Raw genomic sequence first — 16,619 nt, forward strand, 5'->3', positions numbered from 1 at the left:
TTACGCAACCGCCTCCGATTCGGCGATCGGTTGATAGTACGGAATGTCGGGCAACGGGAGCATGACGCCAAACCGCATGAGTCCCATCGCTAACAGGACGTATCCGAGCCCGATGAACAACACACCGATTCCATAGTGGACCACCTGTCGCTGGCGGGCGCTCACGGACTGGATTACCGTTCCGTAGAGGAACACGCTGGGGATCGTCCCAAGCCCGAGCGCGCCGAGCGAGAGGAGGCCATATACAGGCGAGCCCTGTGCGAATGCGTACAGGAATGCGGGATAGAGAAGCATACACGGCAACAGTCCATGAAGCGCGCCGAGACCAACGATACCGACGCCGTTGACCCAGCGGTCGATCCGCGTTGAGATGACTGTGTAGGTTCGCGCGAATACGGATCCGATGCCAGTACCGGCAATCACACCTTCAACGGCTCCTTGTTGATAGCCGGCTAACCGTGTAAATCCCATACCGAGGATTGCCACGCCGATGCAGATGCCGACGATACCCTGGACTGGCCCGAGAATTCCGGCGAGCCCGATGGTTCCGTAGAGCAGCGCGCCGGCAGTCCCGAAGACAGCTCCGATAAGAGCGTAGCTCATCGTCCGGCCGAGGTTGAACAGCGTGTGCTGACGCACTTCATAGAGGGTGAGTGCGCCCGACCAGCGGTCATCGGTTTCCATTCTCTCGGCGTAGGTTGTAACGAGCGGACCGCACATTCCAATACAGTGTGCACCGCCGAAGAGGCCAATCAGGAAAAACACTACCAGTCCGTAGCCGCTTGTGACACCAATCTCACTCAGTTGTACTAGGACTGCCGATCTCATACTCGAGGCTGGCAGAGCCAGCATAGATTAGAGTGTACAAATTGTCCTGTGTAGTGGGTTTTAGCGGAACCGGCTACCTCGTCGCCTGACTCGTCGCAAGTACTCTCGGATTTCGACGCCACAGTTATTCGAGCGGTATACCTCGGTTTCGTATCGGCCCACTACAGTCGGGACATTGGCCGGGGCTGGTTTCTGCGATAATGACCTTTCCACACTCGAAGCACTCGTATATGTCTTCTTTGTCTGGTTCAGGGGCGATATCTTTCATTGTGAGTTCACGAGTGCCAGCATGCAGACCGGGCACTCTGGATACGAATAATAAGTGTATACGGGAATATTTGGGTGTTGATCACCGAACGCTCTCGAAAATTCGCTGTTTGTTATCTAGCTGTTTTAGTGGAAGCAGCGATGGGATGACTGTTCTCTTCGAAGAGCGTCGCGAACAGTTTGCGCTGGACGGTCCGAGCGTGCGTATAGAAGGCCGGTGGAGAAATCCCCAATGTTGCTGCAACGTCTTCACCGGTGCTCTCGCGTGGTGACTCGAAGTACCCGCTGTAGTATGCGGTTTGAATCACCTCAAGCTGTCGCTCGGTTAGCTTGTCGAGGAATCTCGTATAGAGGTCGTGTGTCGCCGTCTGATCGAGCGTCTGTTTGGCGCGGAGTTCAACAGTGGAGACTGTCTCGCGGACGAGCTGTGAGATCGTCCGGACGTCGATACTGTCTGGGATATCGATAACGAGCGTCGTCGTGGTCGGATCAGCGGTGGCTTCGCGGAACACAGCACCATGATCGGCCAGCTCCAAGGCGAGAAACGGCTGCGTGAGCCGGAGTCGCAGAACGCCGCCCACATCCTCGGCACTGATCGTCTGGACCTCATCGATAGCAACAAGCTGCGAGGCGGCTTCTACGACGTCCTCTAGAGATACGCCTTCGACGGTGACGAACACGTAACTTCCTTCCGTAGATTGCTGGACTCCACCCTGGTACGAGAGAGTGCACCCTGCGTCCTGCGCGAGCCGTGAGAGGACGAATGTCGGATCATCGATTGCGAACTCGACACGCGTCATCGATGTCGTGAGGAGTGCATTCTTTCGTTCGATCGCACTGAGGGCAGAGGCGATGGTTTCGCCGAGTTCGGCTAGAACGGCGTTCGTCGTGTCGTCGAACGCGTCCCGAGTCGGTGCGTAGACCGTCAGTACCCCGTGTGTGAGGTCATTGTATATGAGGGGAATGCTCAGTACAGAGAGGTAGTCGCGAGCGAGTGCGTCTTTACGCCACTGGTCGTCACGGAGACCGGCAGCGACGTTTGTTACCATCGTCACGTCGCCAGTGGTCGCGGTTTGTGCGGCTGGCTCTCCATTTGCCCCGTTGACTGCAAACGATTGGCTATCCAGATAGCCCTGTTCGAAGCCTGCCCAGGCCCGTAGCTCAATGGTGTCGGTCGCCGGGTTAACCGTACCTATCCAAGCGAATCTGAATCGATCATCGGCGGTCAATAGCTCACAGACCGTATGATCAATCTCCTCTTGTGTTTCGGCTTGCACGATCGCCTGATCGATCTCTCGAATCGTCTCATTTATGCGGTTTAGAGCGGTGAGCTGTTCGTTTTTCCGTTGGAGTGTTCGGTCCTGTTCGCGGAGTTGAGACTCTCGTGTGACGCGGTCGAGGGCTGCCTCGGCGGTTGCGGCGAGAAGATCTGCTAGTTCCCGAGTCACGTTGTCGAAGTCGCCAACGTGGTCTGAGCCAGCGACGAACACACCGTGGCTGCCGAGGGGAATGTAGGCTGCACTACGAAGATCAGTCGCTCGGTTTTCGAGTCGGTCTGCTTCGTGAACATCGTCGAAAAATAGCGCCTCGTCCTCAACGAAACTATAACTCGGAAGCGTTTCGCCGTCGGCGCGAACGGCGGGAAGCGGTCCGTTGAGCTCTTTCATCGTCGCGGAGTGTCCTGCGGGCCGAAGTTCGTTGGCATCGGCATCGAAGAGATAGACTGCACTCGCATCCAGATTGAGGACACCCGGTGTGTCGTCGACGACGTGCTGGGCGATTTCTCGGTGCGTTTCGGCGTATAGGAAGTCTCGGGCGGTCTCCTGGAGGGTGGCGAGCGCTTCCTCGCGTTGTTTGCGTTTCGTGATATCCCGGCAGCTGAAGAGGTGTTTCCCGTCCTGAATCGAGACTTCGCGAACGTTAACCAAAAGCGTGTGTTCGCGACCAGCCTTGTCCGTTGCCGTAGTTTCAATGTTCTTGAGCACACCGTCTTCCGCGAGTTCGTCACGGTCGAAGAGATCCTCTCCCAGAAGGTCGTCGATCGTCCCTTGATCGTGAATTTCGTCAGCCGTGTAGCCGAATATGAAGTGGACGTTCGGACAGACGTACGTGTACTCACCGTCCTCGTCTGTGATGAGGACGGTATCGGTCATATTGTTAAGGGTGATTCGATGAAGTTCCTCTGATTTACGGAGATCGCGTTCGAGGGCGACACGATCGGTTATATCGACGCCTTCAACGACGATCGAGACGAGCTCCCCGCGTTCGTTCTCAACTGGACGCACGGAGAGGTCGATAACACGTGGATCCTCAACGTGTGGCGGCTGTTTGACGACCACATTATCGAACTCTCCATCCCGTGCATTCTCCACAATCTGTTGGATGTCGGCGTTCGCTGCATCAGTTTGTGACCACCACGGAAGCGTCCAGAAGGGGTTACCGACAATTGCTTCGATGTCTGTATCGATCATCTCTCGTGCTGTTTCGTTCACCCGGGCGAGTGAACCGTCCGGGTCAAGTACCCACGTCGCAGTCCGTGAATCATTGAATATTGCGTCGAATTGTCTGGCACGCTCCCGTTGCGTGGTTGAGCGCTGTGCGGACCGGACGGCTCGCTCAGTTCGTTTAATGAGTTCGTCGGTCATCTGTTCGACTGACTCCGTGAGCGCGATGTAATCAGTGACACCAGCCTCGATAGCCTCGCTAGCGATTGCTTCGCTCCCGTCCGAAGTACCTAGTAGTACTGGAAGCGTCGTAGTCTCGTTACGGATCTCTCTAAGCAGTTCGAGTCCAACTGTCTCTTCCAGCGCGTATTCGGTGATGAGACAATCCGTATCTTGGTTCCGGACGACATCGATTGCCTTTGCCTTCGTTTGAACCCGGTTTACAGTCGCATCAGTCCGTGTCTGGAGCGTCTCGTCGAGTTGTATGATCCAGTCACTTGCCCCGACCAGCAACACTACCGATGAATCGAGGACTATCGTGGAGGCGGTCATTAGTCGAACAGAGAGAGAAAACTGCTCTCATCCTCGATACTGATTTGCGCTTGAGTCCTGCTTTGCAGATGGAGTTGCTCAGAATGAATGTACATGTCTTATTTACTATCAAACTCCCATCTGATAAAGAAGTTTTTTATCTAACCCCTGAAGGTATGAGGAGCGACACGTAACCTGGAGATACGCTCATCGGGACTCGTCTCACCCGATCTCTGCGGGCCACATTCCGACCACACTCTCGAGTAATGCCTACCCGACCTACTACACCCACTCCGAAGACTCCAGAAGCAACGACCCGAAACAGAAGACTCAGTCGGTATGGGGGATCGTCATTGGAGCGAGTCTCGTTTCGACAGGATTGGCTGCCTATCTTGATACGTCGACAACAATCGAAGCAGGCATACGAGCCCACGAACAGTCCCAATTTGACGCAGCACGCTCTACATTAACTGAAGCCCGTGAGTCACTATCTACAGGGATTCCACGAACGGAATTCTCCTACCGGTTGTACAACGCCGGGTTCTCGCTTGAACAATATGCGGCAGTGTTGAGCCTTCGTCGTGAAGGCGTATCGAAACTCCTCAGTGTCTGTGATGAGTCTGTCCCTGAACAACAGAGACAGACTGTAACTGATACGGCTCTCGATCACTTCTTCGAAGCACGTCGAATCGTGAGTTGACGAATCCTTCAAGGAATAGGTAGACACTCTCGAGTTGCACACTGATTCTCCGGTCTCCAACAGAATAACAGAGAAGTTCTTGAGGTTGTGGCTGCGCGCGCAGCGACGTAGGAGCGAGCACGGAGCGGAGGGTGGGGCGGCGGGGTCTGGGTCGGTCCGGCACGTAGCAAAAAAGAAGGCTGCGGCGACTGGCTATTCCCACCACCGACCGCGCTCTGGGAAGTGGATTGTCGTCCACCCGGTCACGGCTAGGGAGACACGCCCCTCGTACCAGTTCCGAGCCGCCTTGTGAATGCGAATCCGCTCCCCTTCCTTAATCCACGGTGCGTCCGATGCCTCCCAGATCGTCACGCGCGTTTTTCCACTGTCGTCCGCGATGAGCCCCACTTGGGCGATACTCGGATGCGAGGGATCCCATAACGTTTCGACACGCCCTTCGATGCTCACTTCCTTGCGGTCGACGTCTTCAAGTTTCTCGATTGGAACGATCCGCCCAGGCGCCGTCTGCAACGCTTCGAACGTCCCGACAACTGCCGCCATCAGGCTCTTCCCACTGGCCACGGCTTCGCCCAATCGTCGCCCGATCATTGCTCGCGACCAGCCGTCCAACTGCGCCGCTAAGCGCTTCGCGTGTTTGTTCACCGCTGCCAACTCGTCTTGGTCGAGCCCCGCTCGGGGATCCGCCCGCTCCGGGTCTGCCATCATCGGATTCGCACTCGCAGCCCGTTTCTGAAACTCTGCACGCCGATTCGCACTTCACTTCACGGCCATCGTTCGCGACCGCTTTTCCCTACCCTCCTGCGTTCCCAGTTCGGCCTGGGCACTGATACGCTCCAGTTCGGCTTCCCGCGCCCGAATGCGCTCCTCCTGTTCGAGAGTGACACCGTGAATCCGGTTCTCGCTCGTGTCTGCGATTCCGTCCGGGTGGTTGGCATCCACCTTCGCCTGTATTTCCTGCTCAACTGTCGCCTCGAACTCCGCCGTCTCGTCGACAACCGGGAAGCCGTCTTCATCGACCGCCTGACCGCCCGCTTTCTCGAATGCCTGTTCATCCACCGTAACGACCTTGCGACTCGAGTTGGTACTAGACATTGGAATCACTCACAAGGTGATTTCCGACGAAGGCGCTCACGCGCCGACACCGCGATGCTACCACATCGCGGTTTTCCGACGACAACGACCGACAGAACCATCTGCGCGCTCTCGCTCGCGCCTTCGCGAGCGCCCTCCCGGGCGCGAGCGAGAGCGCGCCTGCATGTGGTGGCCCCATCCAGCACCGCGCGCCGTCCTGCCGAGCGCAGCGAGGCAGGGCTTGGAAGACGAACGGAGTGAGTCTTCCAGCGACCCGCCCAGAGCGAGCGACCAGCGGAGAAAGCGTGGGGGGTGAGCAGCCACGCCGCGCAACCCCCCGCGCTTTCCCGCTGGCGTCGAGGGCACATTCACTTTAGCCCGGAACGGGCGCGGGCGGTGCGGAGAGCGCCCGCATGCCCGGAATGGTCGGTCGCGAGCGACGCGGAGGGCGGCAGCGGCGAGCGGCGCGAGCGGCGCGAGCCGTTCGAGACACACCGGACAGCCGATATCGTCGATGGAGAACCAGGCCACTACCTGGCGGACTCAGAAAGGGCGAGACCGCCTCGACCGTCGCTCGACCCCGCAAGCACCGATTCCGACGAGGCGCGCAGCGTGGGTCGCGGGGCGTCGAGCGGCCGAGGGCTTTCGACGATGATGCTTTACAATTGCGGGCTGGCTATCGGCACCCGAATGTCTGGCCTGTATGATGCGATTATGTCGTGGGCTGCGGACAGTGAGTACATTGACCCCGAACACGTCTGGCCGCTCGGGATTGGCTCCATCGTCGTCATCGTTGCGCTCGTCGATGTCCGGGCCCTGGACCAACTTCTGGCGTCGCTTGACGGATTCACGCAGCTACGACAGTTGCTGGTGATGGCACTGAAGGGGGTTGCCGCCGGGATGATTACGCACTTCGCCTACAGTACGAGCGACATCTCGTTTCGAAGCCGGCAGACACTCCAAAGCAAGGAACGGGCACTCCTGATCATTCTCAGCGTCGGTGTCGGCGCTGGCCTCCTGATTGACGTCGTCATTCCCCAGCTAGTGGAGCCCTTCCCGTTCGTCGTTGTCCAGACGACCGGCCTCCTGCTCGTGGTCGGTATGTGGTACCTGCATCTGCTGATCGAGAATTGGAAACTGTCGAACGAGTGGCCCCACGTACTAAGTGGGCTGCTCATCGCCTTCGGTCCCTATGTCCCATACCTGCTGTAGGACGAAGACAGGGTATATCGCGGTGAATGGCCGTATTCGGGGCTATAGGAATCACTACAGGATTTGCTAACAACCACCGCTCCCGTCGGCACTGTCAGAAGCATCCCCCGGACGCTGCGGCAGGAATCAATCTCAATCGTCCTGTCGCGCATTTAGCCCTGCAAGGAATTGGCCGGCCGCCGTCCCGATTCGGACGCAGTCGACGTTGTCGACGTCAAGGTCCGCCGTCGCAGTTCGAAACGGATACTCCTCAACGAGAATCCGATGGATAACGGTCCGAATAGTCTCCGAACCATATCTGTCGACGACAGTCGCCATCGCTTCGTCCAGGTGGGCGTCTTGATGGTCCACTCGTGGGTTCTCCGCCCGCTCGAAGACGAGGTCGATGACGTCATCAACCGATGGATGCTCGGGGTTCCCGGTGCGCTCACGAACGTCATAGAGGGGCTCAGCGTCGGTCATCATACTTACTCCGTCACGTCCTCGTTCGTGTCTTCCGCCGCTAGCTCCAGCCGTCGCTGTCGACGAATCTCTGCGAGCGTGTCCTCCAGCGTCCCGAGAGCCTCGATGGCTTCGAGTTCATCGGTAATCTCTTCCAGAAGGCGGGCTCGCTCGATTGCGTCTGCATCGCCGGCGGTCGTCTCGATTGCCTCCACGCGGAGCCGGCGCTCCTCTTGCCACCCACAGTCCCAGCACGTCCGGACGACGTCGAGACGCTCGTCTTCAGCAGCTTCGAGAACCGCGTCGGACAGTGACGTCGACGGCGGTCGGTCCGGCCCGACCTCGAGCGTGACCGGGCCACCGCACGCAGGACAGTCCATATCCGACAGGATGCGCGCCGCGGTCATCAACATCAGGGGCCCATGAGATGGACTCACAGACAGAGCTGTCGAGGACCCGATCCCGATACCCCAGGCAGTTGGGAGGACGATCGCCCCGGTGACCCAGGAGACGAGACTGTGCTCTCAAACTGATACATTTCGGAGATCAGGACCCCAGAGATGGCCCCTCGGCCTGAGAGAGCCGGCGGCCTTCGCACATTGCATATCGCCTCTTTCTTTGGACGAAAACCGCGATATGCAAACCGGAATAACGGTCTCAAATCGCAGAAGAACCCCGTCGGGCCAATTTGAGGCGGTAGAAAATGTCTCGACGAGCTGTCGGTTCACCACTATTTCGCTAAAATTGCTCGACCACGGGGTAAGCGGGGGGAATTCGGAGAGTACCAATGAGGAATACGACTGGCCCTGTGTCAAGAACGCCTCGCTGGATGACCGCGCTCTCCCGGGAGATGGCGAAAGAAATCCCGATTCCAGCGAATTCGGGACGCTTAACCCACTCAAAATTGCCCGACTGGGTTTCAATACAAGATCGACAGTACTACAGCCAATTCTCTCGATATCCTGAGAGGTCGGCCCGTTCACAGCCCGTGCTCGACAGTGGACATATTCGGAGTGTTAACCAACAATCCGAATCGAAAGGAGAGCTTGTTGGTTAATGATTACCCCCTCCACTGTTTCCGAAGCTTTCGTTTCATCGACCATCCGAGCAGATCGTTTCCAGTGACTCCAAGAAATTACGAGGAAGCATCGACACAGAAGCAGGAAGGATACTATCTGTGCTGCTGGAGGACCTGGAGTGCAGTACTGAGCCGGCCGATGTATTCGTCGGGTGGGAACCGCCACCAGACTTGCCCACTCATATGCGCTAAGGGAAGCACGTAGGTATCGACGGGGTCACTGATCCGATGCAGCGTGCCGTGAATGTCCATCACACTAGCTGGATCGGCATCCGTCTCTACAACGGGTTCCGGTGACGTGTGCCGGCGAAGTGCCGGCCACGCGTTGCCACCAAAGGTGAACACCACCTCGGGATCGAGCGCTTGGAGTTCCCGCTCGAGCAGTGCGTGATACGATACACGTTCCTCGCTCGTTCCAAACCCGTCGACACGGTATTTCACTACGTCTCCGAGGTAGAAGTCGTGGTAGAACTGCCCAGAGGCGACGTACTGGTGCCAGCCATTAGGGAGCGAGATGAGATCGTGGTGCGCAAGCGTCTCGAAGAATCGTTCGGTGAAATCGGCGTTGCGACCGGTCAGCCAGCTCTGTCCGAACGCCCGGTAGACACCAATCTGATCGCGGGCAGCACAGTCGCCTGCAAGCGGATTGTGGGGCCGCAACTCCGAGAGATGTCGCTCGTGGAGGTTCCCCGGATCCTGGACCAGCAACACGTAATCCGGATCGTCAGTTTCCCAGTCGTAGTAGAATGTGTACGAGAGACGCCTGCAAACCTCTGCTTGAACGGGGAAGCCTGCCTGTGACAGGACCGACTCGATATCGTCGATGGCTGACTCCTGTAACGTTTGTAACCCGGGCTGCGGTGGTTGGTCAATCAGAGAAAGAAGATCGCGAGCCGTCGTCTCGTCCATTTGTGGATGAATGATCTCGTGCCCTCCAATTGAGACTTTGGGCGTGGGCGATACAAAATACGACGGCGACAAGCGGTCGGAAACCGTCACTACCCACAGCCCACTGAGTTCTATAGAGGAATAGCTATAGGATATTTTATAGAGATTACTATAGCAATTACGAGAGTAGATCGTATCGCGACGATAACCAACAGAACGGGTCGGATCGGGGGGTGTTGGTTAATCAGAGGAAGCCCCTCCATCGTTTCCGGAGCTTTGACTAACTCCGATAATCCGAGATCACCTTCCTGTACGCTGGACAAAAACAACTCACAGGCTCGACCAAGCCCGTGAAGGTGACCTGAATAGGCCTATTCTACCGGTATCTTTATTTAACAGATGCGACTTCGTTGCAGTCCGACATGTACGGGGAACTCGGTCGAGGCGATTGGCGGAACGGGATTACCCAACTCAATATCGTGGATGGCAATACCGTCGAGCCAGTTCAAGACTATGCAAAAGCGGAAGTCGGCTACGAATTCCGATCCAAATTCAAAGATGAGACCCGAAACCCACCAGCCGTCCGATTCACACCGGCAGAACTCCGGGCAATGATTGAGCAAATCAAATCTGAGGTTGACGATCCCTTTGCTGCGCCGGACTTCGAACCGCTTCGTGGCTGGCTCGAGACACACGGTGACGATGTTATCGCTGAGGTCGGTCACGAGGACAGTCTTCGCAAACAGTTCCGGATGAAATGGAATGACGACACTGGAACCCCGTATCTCAAAGTTCAACGCCGTCGCCAGGACAGCAAGACTGGGGACGATTCTTGGCTGATCTCGTCACCGACACTTGGGCCGGGCGAGTTTGAGGGAGTCTTCGAGGACGTTTTCGTACCATAACAGCTCCAAAATCACCTATGTACAGTGTCGACAATAACGCCGCATCTAACGGCCGAATCGTTGCCGCATTTGCCTGTGGAAGTCCTCGGAATACTTCTCCCAAGCTGCTCGGCCGAATTCTTCTGGTTCCACTTCTTCAGGATGTTCTCGTTCTTCACCGACAATCCAGCCGTGGTCAACGTAGAACTGTAGAATACGTGTAGAATCCTCTGTTGAGATCACCAACACGTCCGTGATGTTCGTCGGAATTTCATCCACCACCTCGTCCGGATTCGGGAACGTTCCCCGGACAAACGGAAGCTGCTCGTCTAGTTTCTCAACAGCGGACTTCGTCAACGGCTGGTTTGGCAAGCTATCGACTATCCTGTGATTTGTGAAACAAACAGGACACTCCTCTTCATCCAAATAATCTAGGAGGTCGTGCTCGGCGTACTGACGCCGCATCTCTGCGAGTTGCGCTTCGAAATAGTCCGACTCGAAAAATCGCTCCGGGTCCTCTAGAATACGGTCTTGTACCTTCTCGCGTTCCGATTCAGACATCGATACCTGTCCGAATAACTCAGCCCGACTGTATAGGAAACTCCCCCATAGCTCACCCAGTTCCTGCGGTTGCTCGATAATCCCCTCGTCGTCGATACGAGTCCCTGTGAATCCACCCGGATCCTGAGAGACAATCGTCGAGAAAAACAGGATTCTGGGGAATTTGAAATAGGCGTGGGTTTGATCGTCACCGTAGACACTAGTGCCGTCGAGGTTCCGCTGTATGTACACCTCAAACCCCTCGGGTGCCTCCGGATCCGACTTGACGAGGTCGATCTCGTCGGCAAAGAAGATGTGGTGCTGAGAGGGATCCTTCGAGATCGGTTTCTCGCCCAGCAAAATCGCTTCCCACGTCTCCAACCGCTCTTCGACGACCGTATTCTGCGGATGCTCTTCTTCGTGCCAGACAGCCATTTCTGAGACAAGAAGCCGCCAAGACACGGATAGAACAAACTTGTACAACCACTCTTCGTACTCGAACTCCTCCTTCTCGCCACGGATATGCGGGTAGAACACTTGAGAGGCGAATTTGCCCTCCCAGTCGGAGAATATCTGTTCGCAATCTTCGCAGAGTAGCTTTTCGTGATGGTCTTGAATCCGAGTATTCGGATCAACCGCTTTTCTGAGAAATGGCGTCGGACCAGACTTCTTCATCCACCGAATCACAAATCGAGGGATGATGTGGCTGTTCTGTAGCTCGCGTGTTTCTCCACAGAGCCTACATTCATCCATAGTATATCGAATTGCCTGGCATCGTACAATTTTCTGGTGGTGAGCGGAGTTCGCTATGTGAGTCGCGCTGGAACGGAGTTTCAAGGCCACGGCACCATTAGAACAACATAATCGAGAATACGACCAATGGCACGCGTACCGCCTGAAGCACAAACCCGAGCTGACGACGTCCTCGAGGACTGGTCCCCGCCAGCGCTCGATATTCTCTGGGCGATCGCGCAGTGGTACAACGGCGCCGTGCTGGAGCGAGACAACCAGCGCTATCACATCGGGTGGCACCGTCCACCGGACCTCCAGACGCTCCTCGGCTGTTCCGACGCGGAGTGGGAGCAACGATACGAAGCTGCGTTCACCGATCTCCAGGCCCCCGCGACCTCGCCGACGCTCGTCGACGACCGACACCACGGCCAGAGCGAGGAGTCACAGCCGTGGCTCACGGAGCAGTACATCCTCCGGCGTAAGGTTCGGTGGACACCGACCCGGAGGGCGCGAACCGCGATGGACACGCTCTTCGCCGGCCTGTTCGACGCCGACGACCTCCCACAGCACCAGCTCGAGGCCGACACCGGCCTCGTCGGCGACTGGGACGAGTCGCTCCTCCACCGCACCGGCGTCGCCGTCGTCGCCGCGGTCTGGCGCCAGCAGGGACGCTCCGTCGAGCTGTATCCCGGCGAACAGGGGCAGGCTCAGCCAGACGTTCGGAGTACCGCACTCGACGGAACTACCTGGGAAGCCGAGGTGCTGACTGACCACCACGACCGGGCGATGCCCCGGTCGAAGTTTGCCACCTTCGCCGAACAGCCGGAGGGACAGCATCTCTGGATCTTCGAGAACCGAGAAACTGCTTTCAAGACACTGAACCGCCTCCACGAGGCCGGCGACATCGACTGCCAGATCGCAAACGCACCGTTCGACACGCCGGAGAACTACAGCCTCCAGGTCGGCAACCGCTACCTCGACCAGAGCCACACCGACGCCGATTACCACTGTCCCGGCATCGACCGGATCGACACGATCACCGGCCTCTACGAACGCTTCTATGACGATGCTATGCGCGCCCGCCTTGCGGAACCTTCGACCACCACTCACTCCTGATATATCTCACCAATCAAACATACCTCACCTAGACACCTCTCTTGCAGTATAACCCACTCTCACTTCCCTTAATAATCGCGGAGATTTACGCAGGTGGGGACCATCTATTCAAGGGCGGCTCAATGCGCTGAATCTACAGAATCAACCTGAAACACCTGCGTAAACACCGTACTACTGAGAATGACGAATTTACAGACCTCTACATCGGAAATAGTCATAATACTAGAACACATTCAGCTCGAACACACAGATTTCTCGGGGTGGGCTTGAACGTAGGAATGATTTGAACCATTCCAACAGTAGTAGATAGAGCAGTAAGCCCCATTAACACAGCTTTCAGGCCCATTCGACGAAATTCTGAAAAACTGAAAGTGAGCCAAAACCCACATATAGTTTCGAAATAGATGTATGGGTATGGCGCGAGAGATACGCTTCGAGCTTGATGATGACCAGCACAAAGAAATGAAAGAAATAAAAGATGAACAAGGTAGGACGTGGGCAGGCTTGTTCGTTGCAGGTGTTAGAGAGTTAGAAGGGACTAGCAGCGGCGATCGGCTTGATGGACTAAAACACGACTGGGATAAGGACCAACGAGTCTTTCCTGAACCTGGGAATGATCGACTTGGATCCTTCAAGGCTGGTTGGACAAAAGCAGAAAATGGCGAAGAATTCGGCCCAAGAGCACTAGAGGGCCTTTCGTGGCATAACCTTGGATGGCGATTAGGAATGATATTCGACGACACGCCCACAGAGCTGAAAGAGGAACTCTACCGATGGTGTGTTGAGCAACAAAAGGAGACGCAGGAAGAAGAATAATCGACGGAACAGTATTTTATAATGCGTCTCGAGGGTGGTAGTAATCGTCGGTCAGCTCGAGTGCCTGTTCGATAGTTCGCTCATCATACAGCGTGCCCTCCGAAACAAGACTCACCCACTCAGCTCGATTTCGATCCGATTGTCGAACCAGCCGTTCTATTTGCTCGCCATCACCGCCGGTCCAATACGCGAGCTGGCTACAGAACGCGACGTCAGCCTCCGTTTGATTCGCATACCCCGCACTACTGCCAGTCCATAACCGCCGGAAGACGTCACCAGCGGGCCCGTACTGTGCCCGTTCGATGACTGCGGTATCACTCAAATCAACGTCGACACCGGGCTCTGATGGCAGTCCACCGAATTCCTGCACATCGACGGCAGACAGCGTGGCCGCAGCTTCGGCTGGGTCAGTAGCTCCTTTCCACGCCTTGTAGACACCCCGGAGTTCCGTCGTTCGCTCGGTGACCGTCGCCGGCGTCGACGACAGCCGATCACCCGTAACCGGTATGTAGAACTCCGCATCACAGATGTCGATCGGGCCGGAGGTCCAACTCGGTGGCTGCCCCGCAACGATAATTCGAATGCTCTGACCGTCGTATGCAGCTTCAGTATAGGAATCAAGCGTCTCGATCACCGTCCGGGCCCAGTCATCAAGGGCGCCGGTCTCAGGATCACGACAGGCGGAAAGTTCGACAGCAGTAAATGGGCCATCGTGTGTGGGATAGAAGGCGAGTCCGTCGACATCGAGTTCGGACGCCGTCGCCGTGGCGTATGCATCCTCAAAACCACTCCACGTATCTTCGTCATCGAAGGTTGCGTACTCGCCGGTCGTCGGATCGATCGGTGTGAGTGAAATCCCGTCTACCGAGTCGTCAGTATCAGCTGCTCGCCAACAGATCCACTGCTCGCGCTTGCGAAGCGCCTCGGGAACGGTCTCCCAGCCGGGGATGCGCTCACTGAGCATCGGTATGACCTCCCTCATGGTGGCCGGAACGCCTCCTCTTGTCCGAACTATGCCACAGTTCTGTAGAGGATCGATACCTGGAGGGCGACATTAGTGAGTGACAGAACCGCATGGAACTTGTACTCTCTGGGGGCGGTGAAGTCTCACACTCGATCATAATCGGAATAACCCCGTCTACTAGCGGAGAGAATTCCGATTGTGAAATCCTGTTTTAGCGCCTTATCCGCAGAATATCCCCGAAATCAGAGGGTGAATCGGAGCTAGGAAAGCTGACGAGGAGCTGACTGAATTGATTATCCGAGAGCAACCGTTACAATATCTTGATACAATACGTTTGATTCTAAGAGATCTGTATCCAGAAATCTCGGGGCAAAATCCCTTATTCGGACTTATTTCGATGTTTCAGGATATGCCTGTTGCGTATAAGACAATAGTAACACGGAGAACAAGGTGGAAAACCATTAAGTTCAGACAGTACCTCTGTTAGAGTAGGCCGTTGGGAATGCGACGTCGTCCGGTGAGAGCCCGCTCAGAGTGCCGTGGACGCCTACTTCTCGAACAGAACCCGGACCCACGCCGAGGAACTGCCACCCGTAGTGATCGAGAACCCACCACACTACACAATGAGTACCAGCGATTCCGACGACACTGACCGACTCGAACAGTATATCCGCGACGAGAAAGGGGACCTGCCCAGTAGCGAGAGCATAGTCGCGCTCGCGAACTGGCTCTACGCGAACGAGTATTTCGAAACCAACGATCGCGTCGCTCCTACAAGTACTCTCAAGGACACCCTCGGCGACCGGCTCGAATATGGGATCAACACAGTCCTTGACCATCTTGAAGAGATTGACGTTGTCGCTGAGGTTTCGCGTGGTAGTGGACAACTGATCCTACACGAACGGAAGAACGAGGGCTTCTTCGACCCGAGCAACCGGGATATGATCCCACTTCTCGAAGAAGAAGTCTCACGCTTCCTTGAGGACCTCCAAGAGCAGGAAAGCCGGACACTGGAGTCCGAAGACGCCAGTGACGACGAGACGCCGTCGGTCGCTGATGGTGGTGAGCCTGAAACAGATGCAGAGAACGCTGAGGGGGAGGACATCGACGAGAGCGAAGCCAGCGATGAAGAGGACACAGACGATGTGCCGACGACGCTCCGCGCAGTTGCCGCGGCTGCGCTAGACGTCGACGTGCCTATCGAGGATGCGCTCACGAATCCTACGGACCACATCGAGAGAATTGAGCGGTTTGATGATGTAGTCTCAGCGATTATCGAGAGTGACGAAGTAAGTCGCCGGCGTGAGTACGAGCCGATGGGTTGGCGCAATACTTCCAATAAGTGGGTGCTGACGAGGACAGCGAAAGCTCGGAAGGAGAACGAATCACTACCGGGCTGAATGGCCCAGTGTTACGAAGTAGTCGTTGGATTTGAGGAAAACGGCTCTCACTGTGTGGGAGAAACACTCCGCTGAGCTACTCGTCCGACCATTCACTCACTGGCAACGGAATCGATCAGCGTCCACTCAAGCTTGTGTAGCTGTTCAGCGACATCGCTGTCCTTGTTGATCTGGTACAGCGGGCTCCCACTGATCTTTCGAGTCTGTTCTACGACCTCCAGCGCCTGGAGATCCTCAATATGGTCGTACACGGTGCTACGACTCATCCCAGCCTGCTCGGCGATCTGACTGACGTTGATGTCACGGCCTTCGCTCAGGAGGACAGCAAGGATCTTCACTTTCGGATGATTTCCGAGGAGTTCCGTTAGCGCGGTCTGTTCTGCGAACGATCCGCCCCCGGGTTGTACGTCTGGGTTGGTCGCCATGGGTGTGGATATGGATGCGGATAGACACACCATCACCCCCGGACATCGAGTTGATACAGGTGGTGGGTTTAGCGGTGGCCGGTGGGATTACCGGTGTGAATCTATCCGAGCTTGGGTGTTGTTTGATCTGAGCTCACGAATACTGGTGTAACAGTATTCGTGAGTCGGGCTTTGTCTACACAGTACTGTAGTGTGCTGGATGGTATAAGTGTTTCGCAAAATAGCCAGATATTGGAGTATAGAAATACAAAATCGTCTGTTTGAAACATCAGAAGTAGATAT

General features: G+C 56.2%; 14 protein-coding genes and 1 pseudogene. 5 read left to right on the plus strand and 10 right to left on the minus strand.

Features of this window, described 5'->3' with window-relative positions; genetic code table 11:
• The 4 genes and pseudogenes from MXB53_RS15160 to MXB53_RS15175 form a co-directional block, all read right to left on the minus strand.
• On the minus strand, positions 1–852 hold the full coding sequence (locus tag MXB53_RS15160; RefSeq protein WP_345779747.1) for a sulfite exporter TauE/SafE family protein: 852 nt from the start codon (positions 850–852) through the stop codon (positions 1–3).
• 100 nt (positions 853–952) lie between these two features.
• A complete protein-coding gene (locus MXB53_RS15165) occupies positions 953–1,096 on the minus strand; it encodes a rubrerythrin-like domain-containing protein (RefSeq protein ID WP_248898406.1) in 144 nt (47 codons plus the stop codon).
• A gap of 112 nt (positions 1,097–1,208) precedes the next feature.
• Positions 1,209–4,091, minus strand: coding sequence for a bacterio-opsin activator domain-containing protein (locus tag MXB53_RS15170; RefSeq protein ID WP_248898407.1), 2,883 nt, complete (start codon positions 4,089–4,091; stop codon positions 1,209–1,211).
• 871 nt (positions 4,092–4,962) lie between these two features.
• Positions 4,963–5,862 (minus strand): annotated as a pseudogene (locus MXB53_RS15175) (SOSS complex subunit B family protein).
• A gap of 375 nt (positions 5,863–6,237) precedes the next feature.
• On the opposite strand from MXB53_RS15175, the gene MXB53_RS15180 reads away from it, so the two are divergent.
• Positions 6,238–7,053 (plus strand): hypothetical protein, encoded by an 816-nt coding sequence (locus MXB53_RS15180; RefSeq protein ID WP_248898408.1) that lies wholly within the window; start codon positions 6,238–6,240, stop codon positions 7,051–7,053.
• 132 nt (positions 7,054–7,185) lie between these two features.
• Here the strand turns inward: MXB53_RS15180 and MXB53_RS15185 are convergent, their stop codons facing one another.
• From MXB53_RS15185 to MXB53_RS15195, 3 genes are all read right to left on the minus strand, one after another.
• Positions 7,186–7,515 carry a DUF8158 family protein gene (locus MXB53_RS15185; protein ID WP_248898409.1) on the minus strand — a complete coding sequence of 110 codons (330 nt, stop codon included), beginning with the start codon at positions 7,513–7,515 and terminating at the stop codon, positions 7,186–7,188.
• A 5-nt stretch (positions 7,516–7,520) separates the two neighbouring features.
• Positions 7,521–7,907, minus strand: coding sequence for a RagB/SusD family nutrient uptake outer membrane protein (locus tag MXB53_RS15190; RefSeq protein WP_248898410.1), 387 nt, complete (start codon positions 7,905–7,907; stop codon positions 7,521–7,523).
• 758 nt (positions 7,908–8,665) lie between these two features.
• A complete protein-coding gene (locus MXB53_RS15195) occupies positions 8,666–9,481 on the minus strand; it encodes a uracil-DNA glycosylase family protein (RefSeq protein ID WP_248898411.1) in 816 nt (271 codons plus the stop codon).
• Between the two features lie 401 nt (positions 9,482–9,882).
• On the opposite strand from MXB53_RS15195, the gene MXB53_RS15200 reads away from it, so the two are divergent.
• Positions 9,883–10,365 carry a hypothetical protein gene (locus tag MXB53_RS15200; protein ID WP_248898412.1) on the plus strand — a complete coding sequence of 161 codons (483 nt, stop codon included), beginning with the start codon at positions 9,883–9,885 and terminating at the stop codon, positions 10,363–10,365.
• Between the two features lie 45 nt (positions 10,366–10,410).
• Here MXB53_RS15200 and MXB53_RS15205 read toward each other — a convergent pair whose 3' ends face one another.
• Positions 10,411–11,559 (minus strand): DUF7964 domain-containing protein, encoded by a 1,149-nt coding sequence (locus MXB53_RS15205; RefSeq protein WP_248898413.1) that lies wholly within the window; start codon positions 11,557–11,559, stop codon positions 10,411–10,413.
• A gap of 204 nt (positions 11,560–11,763) precedes the next feature.
• On the opposite strand from MXB53_RS15205, the gene MXB53_RS15210 reads away from it, so the two are divergent.
• Both MXB53_RS15210 and MXB53_RS15215 read left to right on the plus strand, forming a co-directional pair.
• On the plus strand, positions 11,764–12,732 hold the full coding sequence (locus MXB53_RS15210) for a hypothetical protein (RefSeq protein WP_248898414.1): 969 nt from the start codon (positions 11,764–11,766) through the stop codon (positions 12,730–12,732).
• Positions 12,733–13,146: 414 nt separating this feature from the next.
• Positions 13,147–13,548 (plus strand): hypothetical protein, encoded by a 402-nt coding sequence (locus MXB53_RS15215; protein WP_248898415.1) that lies wholly within the window; start codon positions 13,147–13,149, stop codon positions 13,546–13,548.
• 16 nt (positions 13,549–13,564) lie between these two features.
• Here MXB53_RS15215 and MXB53_RS15220 read toward each other — a convergent pair whose 3' ends face one another.
• A complete protein-coding gene (locus tag MXB53_RS15220) occupies positions 13,565–14,512 on the minus strand; it encodes a phage NrS-1 polymerase family protein (protein WP_248898416.1) in 948 nt (315 codons plus the stop codon).
• Positions 14,513–15,051: 539 nt separating this feature from the next.
• Between MXB53_RS15220 and MXB53_RS15225 the strand changes: the two genes are divergently transcribed.
• Positions 15,052–15,912, plus strand: a complete 861-nt coding sequence (locus MXB53_RS15225; protein ID WP_248898417.1) for a hypothetical protein — start codon at positions 15,052–15,054, stop codon at positions 15,910–15,912.
• A 92-nt stretch (positions 15,913–16,004) separates the two neighbouring features.
• On the opposite strand, the gene MXB53_RS15230 is transcribed toward MXB53_RS15225, so the two are convergent.
• Positions 16,005–16,337 carry a winged helix-turn-helix domain-containing protein gene (locus tag MXB53_RS15230; protein ID WP_248898418.1) on the minus strand — a complete coding sequence of 111 codons (333 nt, stop codon included), beginning with the start codon at positions 16,335–16,337 and terminating at the stop codon, positions 16,005–16,007.
• Between the last annotated feature and the right edge of the window lie 282 nt (positions 16,338–16,619).

This window comes from Haloplanus sp. XH21 (assembly GCF_023276355.1).
Lineage (GTDB): Archaea > Halobacteriota > Halobacteria > Halobacteriales > Haloferacaceae > Haloplanus > Haloplanus halobius.

Coding starts and splice junctions, on each gene's coding strand:
- MXB53_RS15160 (WP_345779747.1), bottom strand. CDS start 852: ATGCTGGCTCTGCCAGCCTCGAGTATGAGATCGGCAGTCCTAGTACAA.
- MXB53_RS15165 (WP_248898406.1), bottom strand. CDS start 1,096: ATGAAAGATATCGCCCCTGAACCAGACAAAGAAGACATATACGAGTGC.
- MXB53_RS15170 (WP_248898407.1), bottom strand. CDS start 4,091: ATGACCGCCTCCACGATAGTCCTCGATTCATCGGTAGTGTTGCTGGTC.
- MXB53_RS15185 (WP_248898409.1), bottom strand. CDS start 7,515: ATGACCGACGCTGAGCCCCTCTATGACGTTCGTGAGCGCACCGGGAAC.
- MXB53_RS15190 (WP_248898410.1), bottom strand. CDS start 7,907: ATGTTGATGACCGCGGCGCGCATCCTGTCGGATATGGACTGTCCTGCG.
- MXB53_RS15195 (WP_248898411.1), bottom strand. CDS start 9,481: ATGGACGAGACGACGGCTCGCGATCTTCTTTCTCTGATTGACCAACCA.
- MXB53_RS15200 (WP_248898412.1), top strand. CDS start 9,883: ATGTACGGGGAACTCGGTCGAGGCGATTGGCGGAACGGGATTACCCAA.
- MXB53_RS15205 (WP_248898413.1), bottom strand. CDS start 11,559: ATGAAGAAGTCTGGTCCGACGCCATTTCTCAGAAAAGCGGTTGATCCG.
- MXB53_RS15210 (WP_248898414.1), top strand. CDS start 11,764: ATGGCACGCGTACCGCCTGAAGCACAAACCCGAGCTGACGACGTCCTC.
- MXB53_RS15215 (WP_248898415.1), top strand. CDS start 13,147: ATGGCGCGAGAGATACGCTTCGAGCTTGATGATGACCAGCACAAAGAA.
- MXB53_RS15220 (WP_248898416.1), bottom strand. CDS start 14,512: ATGCTCAGTGAGCGCATCCCCGGCTGGGAGACCGTTCCCGAGGCGCTT.
- MXB53_RS15230 (WP_248898418.1), bottom strand. CDS start 16,337: ATGGCGACCAACCCAGACGTACAACCCGGGGGCGGATCGTTCGCAGAA.